This window comes from Enterococcus sp. DIV1639a, from assembly GCF_050530445.1.
GTDB classification, from domain to species: Bacteria; Bacillota; Bacilli; order Lactobacillales; family Enterococcaceae; genus Enterococcus_B; species Enterococcus_B hirae.
Window position 1 is genome coordinate 759,877 of the sequence record NZ_CP172886.1, and the last position, 23,722, is coordinate 783,598.

25 protein-coding genes are annotated in these 23,722 nt (G+C 38.2%); 23 read left to right on the top strand and 2 right to left on the bottom strand.

Features of this window, described 5'->3' with window-relative positions; all coding sequences use genetic code 11:
* Positions 1–108: 108 nt before the first annotated feature.
* The 10 genes from IGJ32_RS03480 (at position 109) to recN (ending at position 8,750) form a co-directional block, all read left to right on the top strand.
* On the top strand, positions 109–1,173 hold the full coding sequence (locus IGJ32_RS03480) for a M24 family metallopeptidase (protein WP_010719797.1): 1,065 nt from the start codon (positions 109–111) through the stop codon (positions 1,171–1,173).
* A 235-nt stretch (positions 1,174–1,408) separates the two neighbouring features.
* Complete coding sequence (locus tag IGJ32_RS03485; RefSeq protein WP_010719796.1) at positions 1,409–1,834, top strand: Asp23/Gls24 family envelope stress response protein; 426 nt, start codon at positions 1,409–1,411, stop codon at positions 1,832–1,834.
* Positions 1,827–2,276, top strand: coding sequence for a transcription antitermination factor NusB (gene nusB, locus IGJ32_RS03490; RefSeq protein WP_010719795.1), 450 nt, complete (start codon positions 1,827–1,829; stop codon positions 2,274–2,276). Before IGJ32_RS03485 ends, nusB begins: the two co-directional genes overlap by 8 nt.
* A gap of 94 nt (positions 2,277–2,370) precedes the next feature.
* On the top strand, positions 2,371–3,216 hold the full coding sequence (locus tag IGJ32_RS03495; RefSeq protein ID WP_063626747.1) for a bifunctional methylenetetrahydrofolate dehydrogenase/methenyltetrahydrofolate cyclohydrolase: 846 nt from the start codon (positions 2,371–2,373) through the stop codon (positions 3,214–3,216).
* Positions 3,217–4,557, top strand: coding sequence for an exodeoxyribonuclease VII large subunit (gene xseA / locus IGJ32_RS03500; RefSeq protein ID WP_207427062.1), 1,341 nt, complete (start codon positions 3,217–3,219; stop codon positions 4,555–4,557).
* Between the two features lie 5 nt (positions 4,558–4,562).
* Positions 4,563–4,787, top strand: coding sequence for an exodeoxyribonuclease VII small subunit (locus IGJ32_RS03505; protein ID WP_010719792.1), 225 nt, complete (start codon positions 4,563–4,565; stop codon positions 4,785–4,787).
* Entirely contained in the window at positions 4,787–5,671 is an 885-nt protein-coding gene (locus IGJ32_RS03510) for a polyprenyl synthetase family protein (RefSeq protein WP_342081567.1), read from the top strand. Before IGJ32_RS03505 ends, IGJ32_RS03510 begins: the two co-directional genes overlap by 1 nt.
* A 14-nt stretch (positions 5,672–5,685) precedes the next feature.
* The gene (locus IGJ32_RS03515; protein ID WP_342081566.1) at positions 5,686–6,504 is read left to right on the top strand and encodes a TlyA family RNA methyltransferase; all 819 of its coding nucleotides are present in this window, start codon (positions 5,686–5,688) and stop codon (positions 6,502–6,504) included.
* A gap of 99 nt (positions 6,505–6,603) precedes the next feature.
* On the top strand, positions 6,604–7,053 hold the full coding sequence (gene argR / locus IGJ32_RS03520) for an arginine repressor (protein ID WP_010719789.1): 450 nt from the start codon (positions 6,604–6,606) through the stop codon (positions 7,051–7,053).
* 17 nt (positions 7,054–7,070) lie between these two features.
* A complete protein-coding gene (recN, locus tag IGJ32_RS03525) occupies positions 7,071–8,750 on the top strand; it encodes a DNA repair protein RecN (RefSeq protein WP_010719788.1) in 1,680 nt (559 codons plus the stop codon).
* 222 nt (positions 8,751–8,972) lie between these two features.
* On the opposite strand, the gene IGJ32_RS03530 is transcribed toward recN, so the two are convergent.
* The gene (locus IGJ32_RS03530) at positions 8,973–9,089 is read right to left on the bottom strand and encodes a DUF4044 domain-containing protein (protein ID WP_010719787.1); all 117 of its coding nucleotides are present in this window, start codon (positions 9,087–9,089) and stop codon (positions 8,973–8,975) included.
* A gap of 69 nt (positions 9,090–9,158) precedes the next feature.
* Positions 9,159–10,115 carry a magnesium transporter CorA family protein gene (locus IGJ32_RS03535; protein ID WP_010719786.1) on the bottom strand — a complete coding sequence of 319 codons (957 nt, stop codon included), beginning with the start codon at positions 10,113–10,115 and terminating at the stop codon, positions 9,159–9,161.
* Between the two features lie 255 nt (positions 10,116–10,370).
* Between IGJ32_RS03535 and IGJ32_RS03540 the strand changes: the two genes are divergently transcribed.
* The 13 genes from IGJ32_RS03540 (at position 10,371) to IGJ32_RS03600 (ending at position 23,697) form a co-directional block, all read left to right on the top strand.
* Entirely contained in the window at positions 10,371–10,739 is a 369-nt protein-coding gene (locus IGJ32_RS03540; protein ID WP_342081565.1) for a DUF3397 domain-containing protein, read from the top strand.
* 171 nt (positions 10,740–10,910) lie between these two features.
* Entirely contained in the window at positions 10,911–11,342 is a 432-nt protein-coding gene (mraZ, locus tag IGJ32_RS03545; protein ID WP_014834189.1) for a division/cell wall cluster transcriptional repressor MraZ, read from the top strand.
* A gap of 20 nt (positions 11,343–11,362) precedes the next feature.
* Entirely contained in the window at positions 11,363–12,322 is a 960-nt protein-coding gene (rsmH, locus tag IGJ32_RS03550) for a 16S rRNA (cytosine(1402)-N(4))-methyltransferase RsmH (RefSeq protein ID WP_342081564.1), read from the top strand.
* Between the two features lie 4 nt (positions 12,323–12,326).
* A complete protein-coding gene (gene ftsL, locus IGJ32_RS03555) occupies positions 12,327–12,722 on the top strand; it encodes a cell division protein FtsL (protein ID WP_010719782.1) in 396 nt (131 codons plus the stop codon).
* Entirely contained in the window at positions 12,723–14,915 is a 2,193-nt protein-coding gene (locus IGJ32_RS03560; protein ID WP_010719781.1) for a penicillin-binding transpeptidase domain-containing protein, read from the top strand.
* A gap of 26 nt (positions 14,916–14,941) precedes the next feature.
* Positions 14,942–15,904, top strand: a complete 963-nt coding sequence (mraY, locus tag IGJ32_RS03565) for a phospho-N-acetylmuramoyl-pentapeptide-transferase (protein ID WP_096709306.1) — start codon at positions 14,942–14,944, stop codon at positions 15,902–15,904.
* Between the two features lie 13 nt (positions 15,905–15,917).
* A complete protein-coding gene (murD, locus tag IGJ32_RS03570) occupies positions 15,918–17,288 on the top strand; it encodes a UDP-N-acetylmuramoyl-L-alanine--D-glutamate ligase (RefSeq protein ID WP_096709305.1) in 1,371 nt (456 codons plus the stop codon).
* Positions 17,289–17,304: 16 nt separating this feature from the next.
* Positions 17,305–18,387: an undecaprenyldiphospho-muramoylpentapeptide beta-N-acetylglucosaminyltransferase gene (gene murG / locus IGJ32_RS03575; RefSeq protein ID WP_010719778.1), complete on the top strand. Its 1,083-nt coding sequence runs from the start codon at positions 17,305–17,307 to the stop codon at positions 18,385–18,387.
* Positions 18,388–18,403: 16 nt separating this feature from the next.
* Positions 18,404–19,651, top strand: a complete 1,248-nt coding sequence (locus IGJ32_RS03580) for a cell division protein FtsQ/DivIB (RefSeq protein ID WP_010719777.1) — start codon at positions 18,404–18,406, stop codon at positions 19,649–19,651.
* Between the two features lie 153 nt (positions 19,652–19,804).
* A complete protein-coding gene (gene ftsA / locus IGJ32_RS03585) occupies positions 19,805–21,133 on the top strand; it encodes a cell division protein FtsA (RefSeq protein WP_010719776.1) in 1,329 nt (442 codons plus the stop codon).
* Positions 21,134–21,155: 22 nt separating this feature from the next.
* Positions 21,156–22,400, top strand: a complete 1,245-nt coding sequence (gene ftsZ / locus IGJ32_RS03590; RefSeq protein ID WP_010719775.1) for a cell division protein FtsZ — start codon at positions 21,156–21,158, stop codon at positions 22,398–22,400.
* A 14-nt stretch (positions 22,401–22,414) separates the two neighbouring features.
* A complete protein-coding gene (locus IGJ32_RS03595; protein WP_010719774.1) occupies positions 22,415–23,101 on the top strand; it encodes a YggS family pyridoxal phosphate-dependent enzyme in 687 nt (228 codons plus the stop codon).
* Complete coding sequence (locus tag IGJ32_RS03600; RefSeq protein WP_010719773.1) at positions 23,101–23,697, top strand: cell division protein SepF; 597 nt, start codon at positions 23,101–23,103, stop codon at positions 23,695–23,697. Before IGJ32_RS03595 ends, IGJ32_RS03600 begins: the two co-directional genes overlap by 1 nt.
* Positions 23,698–23,722: the final 25 nt, after the last annotated feature.

Genomic DNA, 23,722 nt, shown 5'->3' on the forward strand with positions numbered 1-23,722 from the left:
TATTTTTGTTTTACTAAGTTTATTAAGAAAATTTGTTTTATCTGCTGTGTCAGAAAGAAAATTTGCTATAATAGAAAAAAGAGAGCAAAGAAAGAAGGAATTTCATTTATGATGCTACGAGTAGAAAAATTGCGTAAAAAAATGCAAGAAGAAAATTTAGATTCATTTTTGATCACTAGTCCATACAATCTTCGTTATTTGACTAATTTTACTGGTACGACAGGCTTAGCGGTCATCACATTGGAAAAAGCCTTTTTTATTACTGACTTTCGTTATACCGAGCAAGCAGCAGCTCAAGCTCAAGGATTTGAGATCATCAAAAATGTAGGACCGATTTTTGAAGAAGTAGCTGACTTAGTTCAAAAAGAAGGACTACGTGAACTTGGTTTTGAAGAAACAACTGTTTCCTTCTTAGAATATTCGGTATTAGAAGAGATCATTGATGCGCAACTGATTCCTATTTCGGGCATGATTGAAGAACTTCGAGAAATCAAAGACGAAGAAGAAATTGCGATTATTGAAAAAGCTTGTAGTATTGCAGATTTGGCATATGACCATATTCTCAAGATGATTCAACCGGGAATGACAGAGATCGAAGTTGCCAACCAATTAGATTTTTATATGCGTTCACTAGGAGCGTCAGGTGTTTCTTTTGAAACAATCGTTGCTAGTGGTTTACGCTCAGCTATGCCGCATGGAGTTGCTAGCAAAAAAATCATTGAACAAGGCGATTTGATCACAATAGATTTTGGATGCTACTATGAAGGTTATGTTTCTGATATGACACGAACATTTGCGATTGGTGACCCAGGAGAACAATTAAAAGAAATTTATCAAATCGTTCTTGAAGCCCAGCTAGCAGTTCTGGAAGTAGCTAAACCAGGAGTTACCGGTAAGCAACTAGATGCTGTAGCTAGAGATTACATTACGAAACATGGTTATGGCGAAGCTTTTGGACACTCAACAGGACATGGAATTGGCTTAGAGATCCATGAAGGACCCAATGTTTCAGTTCGAGCTGAGAAACAATTTGTTCCAGGAAATATTATTACCGACGAACCAGGCATTTACTTACCAGGTATCGGTGGCGTTAGAATCGAAGATGATTTATTGATTACTTCTGATGGAAATCGCGTGTTGACGCATTCACCAAAAGAGTTGATTATTTTATGATGAGCGTAGCCTAAAGCATCATTCACTCAGACTTTGTTATAGAAAATCACTTGATTTAATGATACACTATAGAAGACAGCAAGCTTTGAAAACAAAGCGTAATTTGTTTGAGAAAAAGACTCTCAAATAGGCAAGTGAACAGTTTACCTTTATACGTTTCGAATGAAGAATAAGTGAAAGAACGGTTCATTCGTAGGCAACAATCTGTGTAGAGGCAAAAGGAGGAATAGATAAAATGGCAGAGGACAAAAATTTAGTTTTGAATGCGACTCAAGAGCTTGGTGAAATTGTCATTGCGCCAGAAGTCATTGAAGTGATTATTGGTATCGCTGCTTCAAAAGTAGAAGGCGTTTATGGGATGCGTGGAACATTTGCCAGCAACGTAACGGAATTATTAGGGCGTGCAGCGCATGGTAAAGGTGTCTATTTAGTAAATGATGAAGATGGGTTAAAAGTAGATCTTTATTGCTATTTAGAATATGGGGTTTCTGTTCCCAGAGTAGCGATGGAAATGCAAGAACGCGTGAATCAGCAAGTTCTTTTCATGACAGACATTGCTTTAGCAGAAGTCAATGTTCATGTGGTAGCAGTCGTACCGGAAAAACTAGAACAACCAGCAATTGAAGAACTTTTTGAAGACGAAGAGGAAGAAAATGAATAAAGAATTATCAAGACACGAAATTCGTGAAATGGCTTTACAAGCATTATTTCCATTAGATTTTAATGCTGATTTGACCAAAGAAGACGCAATTTTCCATGCAATTGAGTTGGATCACAAAGAAATGATCAATGAAGAGGAGTCAGAGTTTGTTCCTGTTTATTTAGATACATTGGTTGGCGGTGTGTGTGCGAAAAAAGGCGAATTAGACCAAACCATTGAGAAGCACCTCAAAGGAAACTGGCGCATCAATCGTATCTCTAAGATGGATTTGATCATCTTGCGTATCGCCATCTTTGAAATGAAGTACATTGAAGATGTACCATCCGCAGTCGCATTGAATGAAGCCATTGAATTAGCCAAAACTTTTAGTGATGATCAATCACGTAAGTTTGTCAACGGTGTATTATCTAATGTTTTAAAAGAGATTGAAGCTGGGGCATAGTCCCAGCTTTTTTCTATGAAAACAAGGAAACGGGTTCTAAAAGCTTGTTTATCTATGGTAGAATGAAAGCACAAAAAAATCTGGGAGTGATCGTATGGCAGAATTGATTAATGGAAAAGAACTAGCTGAAAAAATGCAAGCAGAGATTGCGATAAAAGTGAGCGAATTAAAAACAAAATCGATCTCCCCCGGATTGGTCGTTTTATTAGTAGGAGAAAATCCAGCCAGTCAGGTTTATGTACGTAATAAAGAGCGTTCCGCAAAATCAATCGGGATCCATTCAAAAGTTGAACGTTACCCAAGCACGATCTCTGAAGAAACGTTGTTAGCTGAAATCGAAAAATATAATCAAGACCCAAATTTTCACGGGATTCTTGTTCAGTTGCCATTGCCAAAACACATTGATGAAGAAAAAGTCTTATTAGCAATTGATCCTAAAAAAGATGTAGATGGTTTTCATCCAATGAATTTAGGACGATTATTAGCTGGTAACCCGGATAAGATTCCTTGTACGCCATATGGCATCATGAAAATGTTCGCAGCTTATGATATCGATTTGGCAGGGAAGCGGGCGCTGGTGATCGGACGTAGCAATATTGTAGGGAAACCAATGGCACAATTATTATTGATGGCAGATGCTACAGTAACGATTGCTCATTCAAAAACGGCTAACCTTGCTGAACTTGCAAAAGAAGCTGATATTTTAGTCGTAGCGATTGGGCGAGGCCATTTTGTTACTAAGGAATTTATCAAACCAGGCGCAGTGGTGATCGATGTTGGTATGAATCGTGATGAGCATGGGAAATTGATCGGTGATGTAAAATTTGATGAAGTAGAACCTTTAGCAAGCTATATCACTCCAGTGCCTAAAGGAGTAGGACCTATGACGATTACGATGCTGATGTATCAAACCGTGCTGGCTGCTGAAGCAGGTGAGTAGATGACACAAGAATATTTAACAGTAACCACATTAACCAAGTATTTAAAAAGGAAATTTGATGTAGACCCTTATCTTGAAAGGGTCTATTTAACAGGTGAAATCTCGAATTTTCGTTTGAGAGCAAATGCACATCAATATTTTAGTTTAAAAGATGACCATGCGAAAATCTCAGCAATCATGTTCAAAGGTGCATTTCAAAAATTACGTTTTCAACCTAAAGAAGGGATGAAAGTATTAGTTGTCGGACGGATTTCTCTTTATGAAGCTTCTGGTTCTTATCAGATTTACGTTGAACACATGGAACCTGATGGTGTAGGAGCGCTATATCAAGAATTAGAAGAACGAAAAGAAAAATTGCGAAAAGAAGGTCTTTTTAAGCCGGAACATAAGCAAGCTCTTCCACGTTTTCCAAAAAGAATTGCAGTTTTGACCAGTCCAAGCGGTGCAGTTATCCGAGATATCATCACAACTGTCAAAAGACGTTACCCCATCGCCCAACTCGTCCTATTCCCAACGGTGGTGCAAGGAAATCAAGCAGCTGACAATATCGTTGAAAATATCCGTCGTGTTGAAGAACTGGGAGATTTCGACACGATGATCATTGGACGTGGCGGCGGATCGATTGAAGACTTGTGGCCATTTAATGAAGAAAGAGTAGCACGTGCCATTTTTGAGGCACGAACACCTGTGATTTCTTCAGTTGGACATGAGACGGATACTACTATTGCTGATTTAGCAGCAGATGTACGAGCAGCCACACCGACGGCGGCAGCTGAATTAGCTGTTCCTGTTTTATCTGAAGTATTGTTGAAGCTGAAAGAACGGCAAGCAAGGCTTGAACAGGCCTTTTTGCGTCAAATTCAACGCAAACAAGAACGTTTTGAACGAGCAAAACAATCATATGTTTTCCGTCAACCGGAACGTCTGTATGAAGGACAAACAATTAAGCTTGATCAGTTCAAACAGCGCTTGTTCCAAGCGACACAACAAATTTATCATTTGAAAGAAAAACAAACGGTTCGTTTGAACCATCAGTTGGTACAAGTTGCACCGACTTATCGAGTGAAATCTGCCAAGCAAGAAACAGACTACTTAGAGAAGCGGTTAGCTGAAAAAATGGAACAATATATGCAGAGCCAGCAGCAACGTTTCCAACAAGCGATTCAATCATTAGATTTGCTTAGTCCGTTGAAAATCATGGGGCGAGGATACAATTACACAACAATCGAAGGTCGTGTCGTGAAAAGTGTGACAGAGATGAAGCCTGAGGATACGATCACGATCCATTACCAAGACGGACAAGTGAATGCTACGGTACAAGAAGTAGAAGAAGGAGAATGATCAATATGGAAAATCCGACATTTGAGGAATCATTACAAGAATTAGAAAAAATTGTCATGGAATTAGAACAAGGTGATGTACCTTTAGAATCTGCTTTAGATGCTTTTAAACGAGGAATGGAATTAAGTAAGCATTGCCAAGATACTTTAACTAAAGCTGAAAAAACCTTGACGAAAATGATGTCAGAGGCAAATGAAGAAGTTACTTTTGAAGGAAATGAGGAAGCATAATGAAGTTGGCTGATTTTTCAACGATCCATCTATCTTCTGTAGAAGAAGAAATTTTTTCTTTTCTAAATGACTACACTTCTGATGAACAGTTGAAAGAAAGTATGCTTTATTCCGTTCGCGCTGGAGGCAAACGGATTCGTCCTTTGCTTTTACTTAGTACAGTAGCTGCGTTTGGCGAATCGATCAATACAACAACTTATCAAGTAGCAGCTGCTTTGGAAATGATCCACACGTATTCGTTGATTCACGATGATCTTCCGGCAATGGACAATGATGATCTACGCCGCGGGAAACCAACAAACCATAAAGTCTACGGGGAAGCACTGGCTATTTTAGCAGGAGATGGGTTATTGACAGGTGCCTTTCAACTCATCAGTATGGCTCATTTAGCGCACTCACCAAAACTTTTACTGCTGCAACAATTAGCAATCAATGCGGGAACCCAAGGGATGGTTGCTGGTCAAGCAGCGGATATCGAGGGAGAAACAAAACAATTAACATTAGAGGAATTAATGTTTATCCACGAAAGAAAAACTGGTCGCTTGATGCACTACGCTTTATTAGCGGGAGGAGTTTTAGCAAATCAACCGGAGGAAGTTTTAGCTAGCCTACAAAAATTAGCCAGTCATCTAGGCCTTGCTTTTCAAATCCGTGATGATCTGCTCGATGTGGTTAGCACGACTGAAGTATTAGGTAAAACAGCTGGTAAAGATGCTAAAATGGAAAAAACGACTTATCCAGGTTTATTAGGTATCGAAGAAACAAAAAGCGCACTTGAAAATGAGATTGATGCGGCGAATCGAATGATTGATCAGTTAGAACAAACGGTGTGTTCATTTGATGGGCAACTTTTACGTCAATTAGTTCAGCAATTCAGTGTATAGAAATGGAGAAAAAAATGGAAAAAGAACGCGTAGACGTTTTAGCAGTCAAACAAGGCTTGTTTGAAACGAGAGAGCAAGCCAAACGTTCAGTTATGGCTGGTTTGATCTATAACGAAAAAAATGAACGTTTCGATAAGCCAGGGGAAAAAATCCCTGTAAGTAGTGAATTACAGATCAAAGGCAAAAAATTACCTTATGTTTCTCGTGGAGGATTGAAATTAGAAAAGGCACTAAAGGTCTTTGATTTATCTGTAGAAGGTAAAATATTATTGGATATTGGAGCATCAACGGGTGGTTTTACCGATGCGGCTTTACAAAATGGTGCAAAAATGAGTTATGCTCTGGATGTTGGGTATAATCAATTAGCTTGGAAAATCAGACAAGATGAACGAGTTGTAGTAATGGAAAGAGCGAATTTTCGTTATGCCAAACCAGAAGATTTTCAAGAAGGAACCCCAGAGATTGCCGTCATCGATGTATCATTCATTTCTTTACGTTTGATGTTAGTGCCATTACACGAAATTTTAGTTGACGGTGGCGAAGTGATTGCTTTGATCAAACCACAATTTGAAGCGGGGAAAGAAGCAGTTGGCAAGAATGGGATCGTTCGTGACCCTCAAACGCATGTACAAGTGATTGAGGATATTTTACACTTTGCTGCGATGCATGGGTATGAGGTATTAGATTTAAGTTATTCGCCAATAACCGGTGGAGAAGGGAACATTGAATTTTTAGCCCATTTGAAAAAAGTTTCTGATCAAGGAACGTTATCTCCAGATGTGGCGCCCGAAAAGATCGTCCAAGAAGCCCACAACCAGTTTAACCACAAATAATGACGGGCAATCAATAAAGAAGATAGCGGATTCTTCTTTATTAAGCGTTTGAAATAAGCTATCATAGTAAGGAAGAATACGTAAAGGAGCGAAGAACGTATGCGAAAAAAAGATCGGCATCGTTTGATTACCCGGCTACTAAATGAAAATGATATCAGAAAACAAGAAGAATTTGTGGAGATCCTGAAAAACAAAGGGATTTCAGTGACGCAGGCAACGATTTCCAGAGATATCAAAGAACTCAAACTCATCAAAGTTCCTGCAGCTGATGGAGGTTATCGCTATAGTCTTCCTGCAGAAACTACTGAAGACGTTAGTACGAAATTAGAAAAGTTATTGAAAGATGCATTTGTGGCTGTTGATCAAATGGAAAAATTTGTCATTTTAAAAACTTTACCAGGCAACGCTTCTGCTGCGGCTAATTTAATTGATAAACGATATAAAAAAGAATTGTTTTCCATCATTAATGATGACGATAATGTGTTGATGATCACACGAACAGAAGAAGATGCAGTTGCATTGAAAATGGATTTTTTACATTACCTTTGAGTTGAGGAGTGGTTGCCTTGTTACAAGAGATCAGTATTACTAATTTTGCGATTATTCCGGAATTGCATTTGTCTTTCCATAAAGGAATGACAGCTCTAACTGGCGAGACCGGGGCAGGTAAATCGATTATCATTGATGCCCTTGGATTACTGGCTGGTGGTAGAGGCTCCAGTGATTATATTCGACAAGGAGCCGATAAGTGTATCTTAGAAGGGTTGTTTGAATGGCCAAGTCAAGAAGGATTTACTGAATTGATGGAAGAACTTGGCATCGAATCAGATGGTGATAACTTGATTGTTCGTCGTGATATGGCATTAACGGGTAAAAATGTCTGCCGAGTCAATGGACATATTGTTACGCTGGCAAATCTTAGAAGGATCGGAAGTTATCTAGTTGATATTCAAGGACAAAATGAACACCAGGAGCTATTACAACCAGAAGCCCATTTAAATTTATTGGATCGTTTTGGTGATCGTACTTTTCAACAACAAAAGAAAAAATATCAAAAAGAGTATGCTATCTATCGTGAGCTCGAACGAAAAATGCGGAAAGTCCAACAAAATGAAAAATCATTTGTTCAACGGATCGACATGCTTCATTTTCAACAAGAAGAAATCGCAGCAGCGGATTTACAAGTTGGCGAAGAGGAACAGTTAAGCGAGGAAAGAGAAAAATTAAGCAATTATCAAAAGATCGTGGATAGTTTTGCTAGTGGTTATAGTGCATTGAGTGCGGGAGAACCCAGTAGTGTGGATAACGTTGGTTTAGCTGTTTCTGAACTACAAAGCATTGCTCATCTAGATAATGAATATGAAGCAATCGTTGAGAATGTTCAAAGTGCTTATTATTTACTTCAAGATGCCATTGGTGACATGAGTCGCCAAATCGATCTTTTGGAATTGGATGAAAACCGATTAGAAGAAGTCAATCAACGGCTTGAATTGATTCGTCAGTTGAAACGCAAATATGGGGAGTCAGTGGAAGCAATCCTTGATTATTACGAAGAAATCACTAAAGAACTGGATTCTTCTGATTTCTCAGAAGGTCAACTAGAAAAAATGCAACTGGAATTAACTAAAAAAGAAACGTTCTTGCAAGAACAAGCATTAGCACTGCATAAAACAAGAAAAAAAATCGCTAAAGAACTAGAAAAATCAATCTTAACGGAATTAAAAAGTCTATATATGGAAAACACTGAGTTTGAAGTCCGTTTTTCATCTGAAAAAAATGGACAATTAGATGCTAATGGATTGGACCAAGTGGAATTTTACATAACCACAAATCCTGGAGAACCATTGAAGCCATTAGTAAAAGTTGCCTCGGGTGGGGAACTATCACGTATGTTGTTGGCGTTAAAAACTATTTTTTCTTCAGAACAAGGTGTGACTAGTATCATTTTTGATGAAGTGGATACAGGAGTAAGCGGCCGAGTTGCCCAAGCGATTGCAGATAAGATCTCACAGATCTCATGTCACTCACAAGTTTTGTGTATCACCCATCTACCGCAAGTCGCTGCAGTTGCCGATTTTCAATACTATATTCAAAAAGAAGTCATTGATGGACGTACCCAAACATCGGTTACCGAACTACAACCCACACAACGAGAGACCGAAATTGCCCGAATGTTAGCAGGAAGTGAAATTACCCCACTAACAGTCGAGCATGCCAAAGAATTATTACGCTTAGCAAGTAAATAGAAAAATAGGTAGAAGCCTGAGCAGTCTAAGAGAAGAGGATATCTTAGAATGAACAGTTATTTGACTCAGAGATGCTACTTGTATGGCAGCAACTAAAACGACACTTGGCTTTCTTATAAAAAACGAACCACTAGCAAGCGAACATTCTTTCCTAGCAGGGTAAAAAACAAGTCCCGCACTTCTTTTTAGGAAGTGCGGGACTTATTGGTTTTTAAGCCATTCTTACATGACACTCATAACTGCAGTCAAGACAACTGAACCAATCGTTAAGATCAACATGGTCCAAACAACGAATTTAGTGATTTTTGAAAAAGTACTTGTTTGTTTATTCTCGCGCATAATTTTTACCTCGAAATTTTTTAGTTGTCTTTAGTTTAACTCCTTTTACTTTTCTTCACAAGGGGACGGTTACAAAAACTTTCCCTTTTTTAAATAATAAGCAGTAGCGATACTGATAAAAATCATCAGTAGAATAATCCATAAAAACGCATCGTCCCTTCCTGCAATAGGAAGCTTGATATTCATTCCATATAGACTACCAATGATGGTCGGGATCGTTAAGATGATCGTTAGAGAAGTTAAAATTTTCATAATATTGTTTAGATTATTAGAAACAATTGCTGAAAAGGTTTGATTCATTTGTTCAACTAGTTTTAATTGAATTCGAGCGGTAGTGCGTGATTGTTCTGTTTCAATAATCACATCATGGAGATGATTTTTTAAAGCGTGGTTTTCTTGAATCGTTTTGTTTTTTACTAAGGTTTTTAAAGTGGTCAAGTTAGCCGTTGTTGCTTCTTTGAAATAAACCAAGCTTTTTTGGATATCCATGATTTGATACAGTTGACTATTTTCTGTTGAGACACGCAATTGTTTTTCCAAGACATCGCATTGTGATTGTAAGGTGCTGAGATAAGTATTGTAGGAAAAAGTAATTTGCCACAATAATTGCATGAAGATATTTAAGTTGGCTGGTAAATCATTTTCAGTAAAAGCTTGACTAAATACTTTTTTCAAAAAGAGTGGTTCATGATTCGTAATTGTGATAAGCTTTTTTTTAGGTGTCACAATAATAGAAAAAGGGTAAGTATCTACTTGAAAATAGCCGCTTGGGCTTGTTTTTGGAAACGGGTATTGCAATAATAATAACGCTGGTTTTGTTAATTTAGTCTGATTAAATTCTTCTTCTCGTGAATTTTCAGCATCGTCTAAAATAGAAGTAATGTAATCAGACGGAATTTGAAATTGGTGTGTGATTTGTTGGATTTCATCTTCACTTGGACGTTCGACGCAATACCAAATCGTATCTGCTGTTTCTTTTTGAGTATTGACCAATTGTCGATCCTCGATAGAAAAATACTTGATCATTTTTGAACCTCCTAATACGCTCTTTCATCTATTATAACGAATATCAGAATAGAACACAGTGAAAGAGCTTGGAAAATGGGATTGGCTAGGAACAGGAAAAAGGTAGTATTAAAGGAGTGGACTCATACAATTTGGATTAGATTTTTATCTAAGAAGTAAAAATAGTAGAAAACTTTATAAATTTAAAATAAATGAAATAGTTGTGTAAAATACATCAGGTATACTTGAACCAACTATGAAAGGGAGTTTTGTTAGATGGGCACTTTTACGCCACTTGTTTTATTTTGGTATATCTTTCCAGCCATCGTGTTGTTTGGCTGTAATTTTTTAGTGAAATTTTTTTCATTAGATCGTCGTTTTAAAATCAAAGCGCCTGATCTTGCCGTTCCTTTTTTATGGGGAGGGATGCATGCATTGTCACGCAATTCTGCGACAGTTTCCTTCCTGCCTTTCTTTATGATTTCACTTTTGTTGATGGCGATTTGTATCGCTGTATTCCAGGCGTATTACTATGATGAAATTATCTATTCACGTTATCTTAAAATGACTTGGCGTTTAGCTTTCTTGTTAACAAGTGGTTTTTATGTCGTTTTAATCGTCTTAAATCTTCTCTCGTATCTTTGATAAAAAGCCAATCAAGCTGTAAAAAGACTTTTTAAAGACTTTTTACAGCTTGATTCTTAAAATTTTTTTTACTAATAAAAAAGTTATTCTCTGATTTCCCATAAAAGGTGGTAGAAAGTGGGGGATTGTGGTAGACTAATTTTAGTTAGTGGAGAGATGGGGGTAGTTTCAATGTTCATGGGCGAATTTCGGCATAATATTGATACAAAAGGTCGTATGATCGTACCTTCAAAACTTCGTGAAGAGTTAGGTGAACAATTCGTTCTCACGCGTGGATTAGATGGCTGTCTTTTTGGCTATCCAATGAAAGAGTGGGCGAATTTAGAAACAAAACTGAACGACATGCCTTTAGCGAAAAAAGATGCTCGAACTTTTGTGCGTTTTTTTTACTCGGCGGCCACTGAATGTGAATTAGATAAACAAGGACGGATCAACATTCCCAGTACATTAAGAAACTACGCTGCTTTAACGAAAGAATGTGTTGTCATTGGTGTATCCAATCGAATCGAGATTTGGGATGAGGCACGATGGCAAGAATTTTCTGAAGTGGCAGCAGAAAACTTTGATGAAATTGCTGAAAATATGATTGATTTTGGACTATAAGAATAGGAAGAGGCTGACTAATGACTGAGACATTTCAACACTATACAGTCATGTTGAAAGAAACGGTAGATGGCTTGAACATCAAACCAGATGGCATTTATGTAGACTGTACACTAGGCGGTGCCGGACATAGTGAATATCTTTTGAGCCAATTAAATACAAACGGGCACCTTTATGCATTCGATCAGGATCAAAAAGCCATTGATCATGCAAAAGTACGGTTAGCCCCATACATTGAAAAAGGTATGGTTACTTTTATCAAAGCGAATTTTCGTGAATTAGAAGCAAAGATAAAAGAGCATGTTCCTCTAGTCGATGGTATTTTGTATGATTTAGGCGTATCTTCTCCACAATTAGATGAAGCTGAAAGAGGTTTTAGTTATCATCAGGATGCTCCTTTGGATATGCGTATGGATCAATCAGCACCTCTGTCAGCGTATGACGTTGTTAATGAGTATTCCTATAATGAATTAGTAAAAATCTTCTTTCGTTATGGCGAAGAAAAATTTTCTAAACAAATTGCTCGAGAAATTGAGCGAGTAAGAAAAATCCATCCGATCCAAACAACTGGTGAATTAGTAGAAATCATTAAAGATGTGATTCCTGCACCAGCAAGAAGAAAAGGTGGACACCCAGCTAAACGAATTTTCCAAGCAATAAGAATTGCAGTAAATGATGAATTAGGTGCAGAAGAAGCTTCATTAGAACAGGCGATTCGGCTATTAAAAATCAATGGAAGAATCAGTGTGATCACCTTCCATTCATTAGAAGATCGAATTGTCAAAAGTATGTTCAAAGAATACAGTACCGTTCAAGATTTACCACCCGGATTACCGGTTGTTCCTGAAGAATTTCAGCCAGAGCTGAAGTTGATTAATCGAAAACCGATTCTTCCATCAGAAGAAGAACTAAGTGAAAATAATCGATCACGTAGTGCAAAATTACGGATTGCTGAAAAAATACGAGTGAAAGAGGAGTAGCGTAATGGCAGAATTAAAAAAAGTCCAAGAATATCCATATGATTTACCAGAAGTGGTTGATCAACCAGAACAACAATTGCCAGATTCAAATCAAGAAATCGTACGCCCTCAATCACCGGCTAAACGCCTAAAACATATTTCTGTTTTAGAAAAATTAGCAGTAGTAAGTATTATTTTTTCAGTGATCGCACTATGTGTCTTAACAGTCATGTTACGAACAAATATTAGTGGTGTCGAAAAAGCAATCACAACGATTCAAACAGAGATCACTCAAAAAAACCAAGAAAAAACTAGTTTAGTACAGGAAAAAAATGAATTATCACGTACTGAACGAATCAAAAAAATCGCAGAAGAAAAAGGGTTGTCAATCAATGACGACAATTTAAGGAAAGTGAAGTAAATGAGTCTTAAAAATAAATTCCGGCGGTTTATGGAAAAGAAAAATCTAAATCCGACGAACAATCGCAAAAAAGTAGGTATCATTTTATTTGCTACGAGTATTGGATTGTTCTTTTTATTTGCCGTTCGTTTTTCTTATATCGTGATCGGTGGTCACGTGGCAGGAACCTCTTTGGCAGAAAAGACCGAACAACTTTACAAAGGGAGCGAGGTCGTAAAAGCAAAACGTGGAACGATCTATGATCGGAATGGGGTCGCTTTGGCAGAAGATGCCACTTCTTACTCAATCAAAGCAATCCTTTCAAAAACTTATACTTCTGGTGACAAAAAATTGTATGCCGAAGAAAAGAACTTTGACAAAATCGCCGAGATACTAAATAAAAATCTCTCTATAGAAAAGAACGATGCCTTACAAATCTTAAAAGATGGCGCCAAAAATAATCTATATCAAGTTGAATTTGGTTCTTATGGAAAAAATATCAGTCAAGAGACCAAACAGAATATAGAAGACGATATGAAGAAAGCAGGAGTAGTCGGTCTGTATTTTGAAGATCATCCCGCACGGATGTATCCTAACGGCGAATTTGCTTCCCACTTTATCGGCTATGCTGTTCCAGATAAAAATGAAAATGGCTTAGTTGGAAAGCTCGGACTAGAAGCTGCTTATAATGATATTTTAAGTGGTAAAAATGGGAAGATCGTTTACCAAAAAGACAACTACCAAAATCCTCTACCAGGAACAGTGGCAGAAGAAGTGAAAGCAGTTGACGGACAAGATATCTATACGACGTTGGATAGTCGTTTACAAAGTTACCTTGAAACGCTTATGGATCAAGTGAATGAAGAATACCAACCAGAAGAATTAACAGCCATGTTGATGAAAGCGAAAACTGGAGAAATTCTAGCAATGGGTCAACGACCTACTTTTAATCCTGAAACGATGGAAGGCTTAACCGGCAAGGATGCTGTTTGGCGTAATTTCTTAGTGCAAGATAGCTATGAGCCTGGTTCAACTATGAAAGTCTTCACGACTGCAGCAGCGATCCAAGAAGGAAAATTCAATGAGAATGAAACGTACCAATCTGGGAAAATAAAAGTTGCTGACGCGACAATCAACGACCACGATTTTGGAGCAAAAGGAGTTCTTACGATGCGACAAGCGTTATCTTGGTCAAGTAATGTTGGGATGGTAATGCTGGAGCAACGAATGGGCGGTACTTGGTACAACTACCTACAAAAATTAGGTTTTGGTCAAAGTACTCATTCAGGTCTAGATGATGAAGTAAATGGTGCTTTGCCAACAGAAAATATCGTTGACCGCGCAATGAGTTCTTATGGGCAAGCGATTGGTGTTACAAATTTCCAAATGATGAAAGCTTTCACTTCCGTCGCAAATAATGGAACGATGATCCAACCACGCTACATCAGTAAAGTTGTAGATCCTGCAACGAATGAAGAGCGTACAACGCAAACGGAAGTATTGGGGCAACCATTTTCAAAAGAAACGACCGAAAAAGTACGAGAATATATGCGTGACGTAGTTGAAAGCGAAAATTATGGTAGTGCATATGGGGTATATAGTGTGCCGGGTTATAATGTTTCAGCTAAAACTGGTACGGCACAGATTGCTTCTGATAAAGGTGGGTACCAAACTGGCGATACAGCATACTTATATTCCATCGTCGAAATGGTTCCATCTGAAGATCCAGAGTATGTTTTATACATTACGATGAAACATCCTAAGACTTACGATCGAATGGCTTTAGCTAAAATCGCTAATCCATTGATGAAACGTGCGATGGACTTCCAAGAAAGTGAAGAAGAAAATTCACCAGAAGCAAAAACAGAAAAAATCACTGTAGCAGATTACCGTAATCTAAGTGCTGACGTTGCCGCAGCAGATGCACAGAAAAGTGGATTGCAACCTATCGTTGTAGGTGATGGGAAAAAAGTGAAGAAACAATCTACTGCAAATGGTGATCAATTGATTTCTGGCGAAAAACTGATCTTGTATACAGGCGGAGAAAAACTAATGCCTGATGTCACCGATTGGTCCAAAGCAGATATTATGAAGTTAGGGAAAATCTTAGGGGTTGAAGTCACCTTCCATGGCGATGGTTACTGTAAGGAGCAAAGTTTAGCACCCTATGAAAAAATCACTGATAAAAAATTAAGTTTTACATTAGAAGAATAAGAATAGAATTGGGAGAGAAAAAGAGTATGGAGTGGACACAAGCATTGATTCCTATCGTTAGTAGTTGTGCAATGACTATTGCAGCAATGCCACTATTTATTGGGTATTTTCAAATGAAAAAACAAGGGCAGGCGATTCGTGAAGAAGGACCAAAATGGCATAATGTAAAAGCCGGAACTCCAACGATGGGTGGATTGGTGTTTTTAGTTGCAGCAATATTAACCGGAATTTGGGTTGGCGCTTGGCAAAATCAATTGACGCCTACTCTTTTCATCCTACTATTTGTTTTAGCTTTATATGGTGTGATCGGATTTTTAGATGATTTCATTAAAATCTTTAAAAAACGAAACATGGGGCTAAACTCTAAACAAAAACTGCTAGGGCAGATCATTGGCGGGATCATTTTTTATCTTGTCTATCGTTCGGAAGGCTATCCTGGTACGTTAAATTTCTTTGGAGTAGAGTTGCCACTTGGACTATTCTATGGGGTATTTGCTATTTTCTGGCTTGTTGGTTTTTCAAACGCGGTTAATCTGACAGATGGGATTGACGGATTAGTTGCTGGACTAGGAACGATCTCTTTTGCAACCTACGGGATCATTGCTTGGCATCAGCAACAATATGATGTCTTAGTTATTTGTTTAAGTGTGCTTGGTGGGTTACTTGGCTTTTTTGCTTATAATCGTAAACCAGCCAAAATATTCATGGGCGATGTTGGTTCTCTGGCATTAGGTGGATTATTGGCAGCAATTTCTATTATGCTAAACCAAGAGTGGACATTGTTATTAGTTGGTTTGATTTATGTTATGGAGACAGCAAGTGTGATGCTTCAAGTTACTTCTTTCAAATTAACAGGAAAACGTATCTTCAAAATGTCTCCTATCCATCATCATTTTGAAATGTGTGGTTGGTCGGAATGGAAGATCGACATCATTTTTTGGTTAGTAAGTATTGTAACTTCTTTAATAACACTATGGTTCATTTGGTAGGAGATGACAGGAAATGAAAAAAATTTCAACATATGAAAACAAAAAAGTCCTTGTTCTTGGATTAGCGAAAAGTGGATTTAGTGCGGCCAAACTGTTACATGAGTTGGGCGCACTTGTCACTGTTAATGACGGAAAGCCGTTTGATGAAAATCCAGAAGCACAAGAGTTGCTATCACTGGGAGTCAAAGTGATTGCTGGAAGCCATCCGATTGAATTATTGGATGAAGAATTTTCTTTGATGGTGAAAAATCCGGGGATTCCGTATAGTCATCCATTTGTTCAAAAAGCACAAGAACTGGGTATTCCGGTAATTACGGAAGTGGAATTAGCTTACGAGGTAGCGGAATGTCCGATTATTGGGATTACAGGAACAAATGGTAAAACAACAACAACAACTATGACAGGCTTGTTATTGAACGCTGGTGATTTGCCAGGAACAGCTCGCCTAGCCGGGAATATCGGTTATCCAGCTAGTAGTGTGGCGCAAGAAGCAACAGCTGACGATAAAATCGTTATGGAACTATCTAGTTTCCAATTGATGGGAATCACTGATTTTCGTCCCCATGTAGCAGTAGTAACCAATATTTATGAGGCTCATATCGATTACCACAAAACGAGAAAAGAATATGTAAAAGCAAAATGGCATTTACAACAGAATATGACAGAGAAAGATTATTTGATCTTGAATTGGAATCAAGAAGAGCTAAGAGAACTCAGTAAAAAGACTAAAGCAACGGTGTTACCTTTTGCCACAGAACAAAAACTACCTAAAGGTGCCTATTCTTTAGATGGCAGTATCTACTATAACCAAGAAAAAATCATGGATATTACAGAATTGGGTGTTCCTGGTTCACACAATGTTGAGAATGCACTAGCTGCCATCTCAGTTGCTAAATTATATGGTATCTCAAATGAAGCGATCAAAAATGCTTTACACCATTTCCATGGAGTACCGCATCGTACACAGTATGTGGGGGAATTTCAAGGAAGGAAGTTTTATAACGATTCAAAAGCCACTAATATTTTAGCTACTAAAATGGCATTAAGTGGTTTTCAGTTAGATCAATTAGTATTAATCGCTGGAGGTCTGGATCGGGGAAATTCATTTGATGAGTTGATACCAGCTTTAAAAGGCATCAAAGCGTTGATCACTTTTGGGGAAACTCAAAATAGATTAGCAGAGGCGGGTAAGAAAGCAGGTATCCCTGTGATCAAGGCAGCTGAAAATGCAGAAGCCGCTGTACCGATCGCCCTTGAATTGAGTGAAGAGGGTGATTCGATCTTATTGTCACCAGCAAATGCAAGTTGGGATCAATACCCTAATTTTGAAATTAGAGGCGAACGGTTTATGGAAGCTGTCAATAAACTAACTATACAAAAGTAGAAACGAGCGAGAATGAATGAAAATTTTGGTTACTGGTGGCGGAACTGGCGGGCATATTTATCCAGCACTAGCCTTCGTCAATTATGTAAAAACAAAAGAGCCGAATACTGAGTTTATGTACGTTGGAGCGCAAAGAGGCTTAGAAAATAAGATTGTTCCTGAGACCGGAATGCCTTTTCGTACGCTAGAAATACAAGGATTTCAGCGAAAACTTTCGCTATATAATCTGAAGACTATCCAACTTTTTTTAAAAAGTATTCGAGAAGCAAAAAAAATTTTAAAAGAATTTAAACCAGATGTGGTGATTGGGACTGGAGGCTACGTGTCGGGTGCAGTAGTCTATGCGGCATCTAAGTTAGCGATTCCTACGATCATCCATGAACAAAATAGTGTGCCTGGCATCACCAATAAATTTTTAAGTCGCTATGTGGATCGAATCGCACTTTCTTTTGAAGATGCTGCTCCATTTTTTCCTGCAGAAAAATCGTCTTTGATCGGTAATCCTCGGGCGCAAGAAGTTGCGGATATGGATAAATCGAAAATTATAGCCACTTATGGTCTTGATCCAGAGAAAAAAACAGTCTTGATTTTTGGTGGTAGTCAAGGGGCTTTAAAAATCAATCAGGCAGTGACAGAATTTTTAATGTCGTTCGATCAGGAATACCAGGTTCTCTATGCCTCAGGCGAACGCTATTATAAAGATATCCAAACGAAAGTTCCTGCTTGTGCCAATGTCAGCATACAGCCTTATATCAATAAAATGGCAGAAGTAATGGCATCAAGCGATCTATTGGTTGGTAGAGCAGGTGCGACTTCGATTGCTGAATTAACAGCTTTAGGTTTGCCAGCTATTCTAATTCCAAGTCCTTATGTGACGAATGACCATCAGACAAAAAATGCAATGAGCTTAGTCAAAAACAATGCAGCGAAGATGATCAAAGATGACGAATTAGATGGACGTTCCCTAAAACAAGCGATTGAAGAGATCATGACTAATGATCAATTACAAAAACAAATGTCTTTAGCTTCTAAACAGCAAGGAATCCCAGACGCATCAGAAAGAATGTACGAGCTAGTAAAATCATTAATTCAAAAATAAAGGTGGTGTGGTCTTAGTGAGTAAGAAAAAAAAGCCAGACAAGCTGCCAAATGAATCTGAGGGTGAACAAAATCTAACTCCTTGGCAAAAGGCCAACCGGAAATATTTGGCAGAACACGAAAAAAAGGAAGAACAAAAAGAAGAGCAAAAAGAAGAAAAAAATGAAAATACAAATGAGCCGGCAGCATCCACTTCCGCTACTAAAGAAGCAGACTCAGCGGAAGGTGAGAAGCAAGAAGCAACCGCTTCTGATCCAATGAAAAAAGGAGACTCTGAGCCATTTGAAAAAATTGAACAACCAAAAATTGGTAGTCCTTATAATGGCTCTTTTTTAAATCGGCTACCGAATCTGAAAAATCAACGAAATAAAGTTCTTTATCGAAGACTGACTTTTATTATTTCAATCCTAACGATCCCACTGATTTTTTTGATTTATTATGTTTCCCCTTATAGTCGACTGCAAGGGATAACAGTTTCAGGGAACCAAATGATTACGAGTCAAACAGCCATTGCCGACTCTCATTTGGCAATTGATGGAAATGTTTGGAGTCAGTATTTCCATAAAAACCAATATCTTGATACATTGAAAAAAGAACAACCAAGAGTAGAGAGCGCACAATTACATTTTAAGTCAATCAATACTTTTGAGTTGGCTATCAAAGAATACAAAGAGATTGCTTTAGTGATGAAGGACGGCGAATATTTTCCTGTAATCGAAAATGGGAAAGTCTTAAAGGAAAAAGTAGCAAATCCGACTAAGAATTTACCAATTCTAGAGAATTTCACAGATAACGCCAAAATTAGTCAATTGGTTAAAGAATATAATCAATTAACTTCAGAATTACAAAAAGCAATTTCAGAAATCAAATATACACCAAAAGAGAGCAATAAAAATTTGATCCAACTAAATATGAATGATGGGAACCAAGTGATCGTCAATATTCAAAATCTAGCCAGTCAAATGAAATATTATCCACAAGTCGCTAAAGAGATGAAAGAAAAGGGCGTCATTGATATGGAGGTAGGGATTTTCTCTTATCCTTACAGTGAAAGCAAGAAGGAGAATGGCGGAGCAACAGATCCATCTGTGCAGACAAGTTCTACCGAAAATCTCACAGGACAATCGGGAGCATCAAGTGATCAGTCAGACCAATCTTCGGAATCAGTTGAGTCAAATCAAGCAGGTCAGTCAGAGAATACAAGTGAATCTAGCCAAATCGATGACAATTCAAGTTCATCGTCTTCAGATTTAACCGAAAATTAATAAAACAGCTTTAAAAAGTGATAATCTACTTTCTAAAAACCGGTAATTTATGGTAGAATTGAAGGCAGTGAATATATCTATTAAAGTATATTTAAAAACGGACGTTAGTTGTTCGCTTGTATATGGAATAGTAAGTAGGAGGGAATCCCGTTCATGGCAAAAACAGGAATGTATGTAGGCCTTGATATTGGAACGACATCTGTCAAAGTTGTCGTGGCTGAATATATCGACAGCCAAATGAATATTATTGGAGTAGGAAACGCAAAATCAGAAGGGATTAACCGCGGCATTATCGTTGATATCGATAAAACGGTCCAAGCGATACAACGAGCAGTAAGACAAGCAGAAGAAAAAGCAGGAATACAGATCAAAGGGGTTAGTGTTGGTCTACCAGCAAACTTGCTTGAAGTGGAAAATTGCCAAGGAATGATTGCAGTAAACGGGGATTCGAAAGAAATCACCGATGAAGATGTCAGAAACGTGGCTTCAGCTGCCCTTGTTCGTTCAATTCCTCCTGAACGTCAAATCGTATCAATTTTGCCACAAGACTTTACCGTTGATGGATTCGAAGGAATCAAAGATCCTCGTGGAATGATCGGTGTCAGATTAGAAATGTATGGCTTGTTATTTACTGGGCCAAAGACGATTGTTCATAATATCCGTAAATGTGTAGAAAATGCAGGATTGGTTGTCAATGAATTAGTCATTACACCATTAGCTTTAACAGAAACAATCCTTTCAGATGGAGAAAAAGATTTTGGAACGATCGTGATTGATATGGGCGGTGGACAAACAACAACAGCTGTTATGCATGACAAACAATTGAAGTTCACTAGTCTAGATCAAGAAGGTGGCGAGTTCGTCACAAAAGATATCTCGATTGTGTTGAATACGTCATTCAATAATGCTGAAGCGTTAAAAATCAATTATGGGGATGCTTATCCAGAACGTACTTCTGCAAATGAAGAGTTTCCAGTAGATGTGATCGGTCAATCTGAACCTGTCAAAGTGGATGAACGCTATTTATCAGAAGTGATTTCAGCCCGTATGGAACAGATTTTCAATAAAGCCAAAGAAGCGTTAGACCAAATCGAAGCACTAGAGTTACCTGGTGGTATCGTACTAACTGGTGGTGCTGCAAGCCTTCCAGGTGTTGTTGATCTGGCACAAGAGATTTTTGGTGTGAATGTTAAGCTATATGTACCTAACCAAATGGGACTTCGTAATCCAGTCTTTACTAATGTAATCAGCATCGTGGATTACTCAGCTAACTTGAGTGAAGTCTATCAATTGGCTAAAATTGCTGTGACAGGTGAAACAGTGGTCGCGCATCACACAACTGTAGAACAAGAAGTGACATCATATGATAATGATAGCTATGATGTTCCAGAAGAAACGGTCTACGACGAACCTGAACAAAAGAAATCAGACGAAGATGTAACAACTAAAATTAAAGGTTTCTTTTCAAAAATTTTTGATTAATTCATCCTGGGAGGAATAAAATATGGAATTCTCAATTGATAATAATATCAATGACGGCGCAGTAATCAAAGTCATCGGTGTCGGTGGCGGCGGTGGAAATGCTGTTAACCGTATGATTGAAGAAAATGTAAAAGGTGTTGAGTTCATCACTGCCAACACAGATGTCCAAGCATTGAAAAATTCAAAAGCTGAAACAGTTATCCAATTAGGACCTAAATATACACGCGGACTAGGTGCAGGCTCTCAACCAGAAGTTGGTCAAAAAGCTGCCGAAGAAAGTGAACAAGCTTTACGCGAAGCCTTAGATGGCGCTGACATGATTTTCATTACTGCAGGTATGGGAGGCGGAACTGGTACAGGTGCTGCTCCAATCGTAGCAGGAATTGCTAAAGAACTTGGTGCTTTAACTGTCGGTGTCGTAACTCGACCATTCACTTTTGAAGGACCAAAACGTGGCAGATTTGCTGCTGAAGGTATCGCACGTTTGAAAGAAAACGTCGATACATTATTGATTATCTCAAACAACCGTCTTCTTGAAGTAGTTGACAAGAAAACACCAATGTTAGAAGCTTTCCGTGAAGCTGATAATGTATTACGTCAAGGGGTTCAAGGGATCTCAGATTTGATTACAGCCCCAGGTTACGTTAACCTTGACTTTGCTGATGTGAAAACTGTTATGGAAAACCAAGGAACAGCGTTAATGGGTATCGGTGTAGCAAGCGGTGAAGAACGTGTGATCGAAGCAACGAAGAAAGCTATTTCTTCTCCACTTCTTGAAACATCAATCGATGGAGCTGAGCAAGTCTTGCTTAACATCACTGGTGGATTAGACATGACTTTATTTGAAGCTCAAGATGCTTCAGATATCGTAGCAAATGCTGCTACAGGCGATGTTAACATCATTCTAGGTACATCAATCAATGAAGAAATGGGCGATGAAATCCGTGTAACGGTTATTGCAACGGGTATCGACGAATCAAAAAAGGAACGCAAGTCTAGTCGTCCGGCTAGACAAACACAAATGCAATCATCTACTCAAAAAACAGTTTTAGATATGGATCAAGCAAAACCAATCTCTGCTGAAGAAGAAAATAGCAGTTTTGGTGATTGGGACATCAGACGTGAACAAAATGTCCGTCCTAGAGTTGAAGAAACGAATTTTGAACCTATCGAAAAAAAAGAATTTGATACATTCAATCGTGAAGAAACAAAAGCAAAAGGTGACGATGAATTAAGTACACCACCATTTTTCCGTCGTAAAAAATAAAGGAGGAAGAGCACATGATTGCTGACAACTTGCTAAAAATCGAGCAAGAGATTCAGGACTCGTGTGCTCTTGTTCATCGTGATCCGAAAGAAGTCACACTAGTCGCTGTCACCAAATCAGTGGATTCTGCTACGGCAGAAAAATTGATTGAACAGGGTGTAAAAAACTGCGCAGAAAACCGCGTAGATAAATTGTTACAAAAAAAACAAGATTTAGTTAATTATCCTGATGTAAAGTGGCATTTAATTGGTAATTTGCAGCGTAGAAAGGTAAAATTGATTATAAATGAAATTGATTGCTTTCACGCATTAGACAGTTTGAAATTAGCAGAAGAAATACAAAAAAGGGCAACAAAACCCCTCGATTGTTTTGTGGAAGTGAATGTATCTGGTGAAGCATCCAAACATGGTTTTTCGCCAGAAGAGCTGGTTCCTTTTATCGAATCTTTAGTTGCTTTGTCTAAAATAAAAGTCGTTGGTTTAATGACGATGGCACCTAAAGAGGCTTCTGCTAAACAAATTCGCAAAGTATTTGGAACGCTGAAAGAATTGCGTGATCTTGTTCATTCGAAAGGTTTTTCGCATGCACCATGTACGGAATTAAGCATGGGAATGAGTCAGGACTTTCAACTGGCAATCGAAGAAGGTGCCACATTCATCCGTGTAGGAACAGCGCTATTCAAAGACGAGGAGGAACAATAATGCCACTTTTAAATAGAGGTGCGATTGCTAATTTTTTCGGATTAGCTGATGAGGAAGAGTACGAGGAGTATCCTGAAACATCTAAGCCGGCTGTAGCACAGCCTACAACAAAAAAGAAACCAATACAGCCAACACAATCTCAAATGAGCCAGCCAAGAGCTGTCTCAAAGCCACGTGCGCAACAAACAACACGTCCTGTTGCTCGTGAAAGTGTAGCGGCAAATGAAACAAAAAAAGTGATTGAATTACATCAAACACCAGCTAAAAAAACACGTAAAGAAGAAACAGCAAAAACTTCTTTTACACCTAAAACAAATTTAGCTGGAAAAATTACGGTCATGGAACCACGAGCTTATTCTGAAGCAATGGCTATTGCCAAACGAATCATTGCTGGTGAAGCAACATTAGTAAATTTCCATTTAGTAGAAGAAAAACAAGCGAGAAGAATCGTTGATTTTTTAACTGGCACTGTCTATGCATTAGATGGTGACATTAAGCGAGTAGGTGACGAGATTTTTCTATGCACGCCAACTGGAATGGAAATCGATAGTTCAACAGCACAATCTTTTGCAGACGTGAACCTATTTGACCTATAAGAGGAGGAACGACAATTTATATTAT

Excerpts from the sequence above, each read along its gene's own strand:
- IGJ32_RS03480 (WP_010719797.1), top strand. The coding sequence starts at position 109 with ATGATGCTACGAGTAGAAAAATTGCGTAAAAAAATGCAAGAAGAAAAT.
- IGJ32_RS03485 (WP_010719796.1), top strand. The coding sequence starts at position 1,409 with ATGGCAGAGGACAAAAATTTAGTTTTGAATGCGACTCAAGAGCTTGGT.
- nusB (WP_010719795.1), top strand. The coding sequence starts at position 1,827 with ATGAATAAAGAATTATCAAGACACGAAATTCGTGAAATGGCTTTACAA.
- IGJ32_RS03495 (WP_063626747.1), top strand. The coding sequence starts at position 2,371 with ATGGCAGAATTGATTAATGGAAAAGAACTAGCTGAAAAAATGCAAGCA.
- xseA (WP_207427062.1), top strand. The coding sequence starts at position 3,217 with ATGACACAAGAATATTTAACAGTAACCACATTAACCAAGTATTTAAAA.
- IGJ32_RS03505 (WP_010719792.1), top strand. The coding sequence starts at position 4,563 with ATGGAAAATCCGACATTTGAGGAATCATTACAAGAATTAGAAAAAATT.
- IGJ32_RS03510 (WP_342081567.1), top strand. The coding sequence starts at position 4,787 with ATGAAGTTGGCTGATTTTTCAACGATCCATCTATCTTCTGTAGAAGAA.
- IGJ32_RS03515 (WP_342081566.1), top strand. The coding sequence starts at position 5,686 with ATGGAAAAAGAACGCGTAGACGTTTTAGCAGTCAAACAAGGCTTGTTT.
- argR (WP_010719789.1), top strand. The coding sequence starts at position 6,604 with ATGCGAAAAAAAGATCGGCATCGTTTGATTACCCGGCTACTAAATGAA.
- IGJ32_RS03530 (WP_010719787.1), bottom strand. The coding sequence starts at position 9,089 with ATGCGCGAGAATAAACAAACAAGTACTTTTTCAAAAATCACTAAATTC.
- IGJ32_RS03535 (WP_010719786.1), bottom strand. The coding sequence starts at position 10,115 with ATGATCAAGTATTTTTCTATCGAGGATCGACAATTGGTCAATACTCAA.
- IGJ32_RS03540 (WP_342081565.1), top strand. The coding sequence starts at position 10,371 with ATGGGCACTTTTACGCCACTTGTTTTATTTTGGTATATCTTTCCAGCC.
- mraZ (WP_014834189.1), top strand. The coding sequence starts at position 10,911 with ATGTTCATGGGCGAATTTCGGCATAATATTGATACAAAAGGTCGTATG.
- rsmH (WP_342081564.1), top strand. The coding sequence starts at position 11,363 with ATGACTGAGACATTTCAACACTATACAGTCATGTTGAAAGAAACGGTA.
- ftsL (WP_010719782.1), top strand. The coding sequence starts at position 12,327 with ATGGCAGAATTAAAAAAAGTCCAAGAATATCCATATGATTTACCAGAA.
- IGJ32_RS03560 (WP_010719781.1), top strand. The coding sequence starts at position 12,723 with ATGAGTCTTAAAAATAAATTCCGGCGGTTTATGGAAAAGAAAAATCTA.
- mraY (WP_096709306.1), top strand. The coding sequence starts at position 14,942 with ATGGAGTGGACACAAGCATTGATTCCTATCGTTAGTAGTTGTGCAATG.
- murD (WP_096709305.1), top strand. The coding sequence starts at position 15,918 with ATGAAAAAAATTTCAACATATGAAAACAAAAAAGTCCTTGTTCTTGGA.
- murG (WP_010719778.1), top strand. The coding sequence starts at position 17,305 with ATGAAAATTTTGGTTACTGGTGGCGGAACTGGCGGGCATATTTATCCA.
- ftsA (WP_010719776.1), top strand. The coding sequence starts at position 19,805 with ATGGCAAAAACAGGAATGTATGTAGGCCTTGATATTGGAACGACATCT.
- ftsZ (WP_010719775.1), top strand. The coding sequence starts at position 21,156 with ATGGAATTCTCAATTGATAATAATATCAATGACGGCGCAGTAATCAAA.
- IGJ32_RS03595 (WP_010719774.1), top strand. The coding sequence starts at position 22,415 with ATGATTGCTGACAACTTGCTAAAAATCGAGCAAGAGATTCAGGACTCG.
- IGJ32_RS03600 (WP_010719773.1), top strand. The coding sequence starts at position 23,101 with ATGCCACTTTTAAATAGAGGTGCGATTGCTAATTTTTTCGGATTAGCT.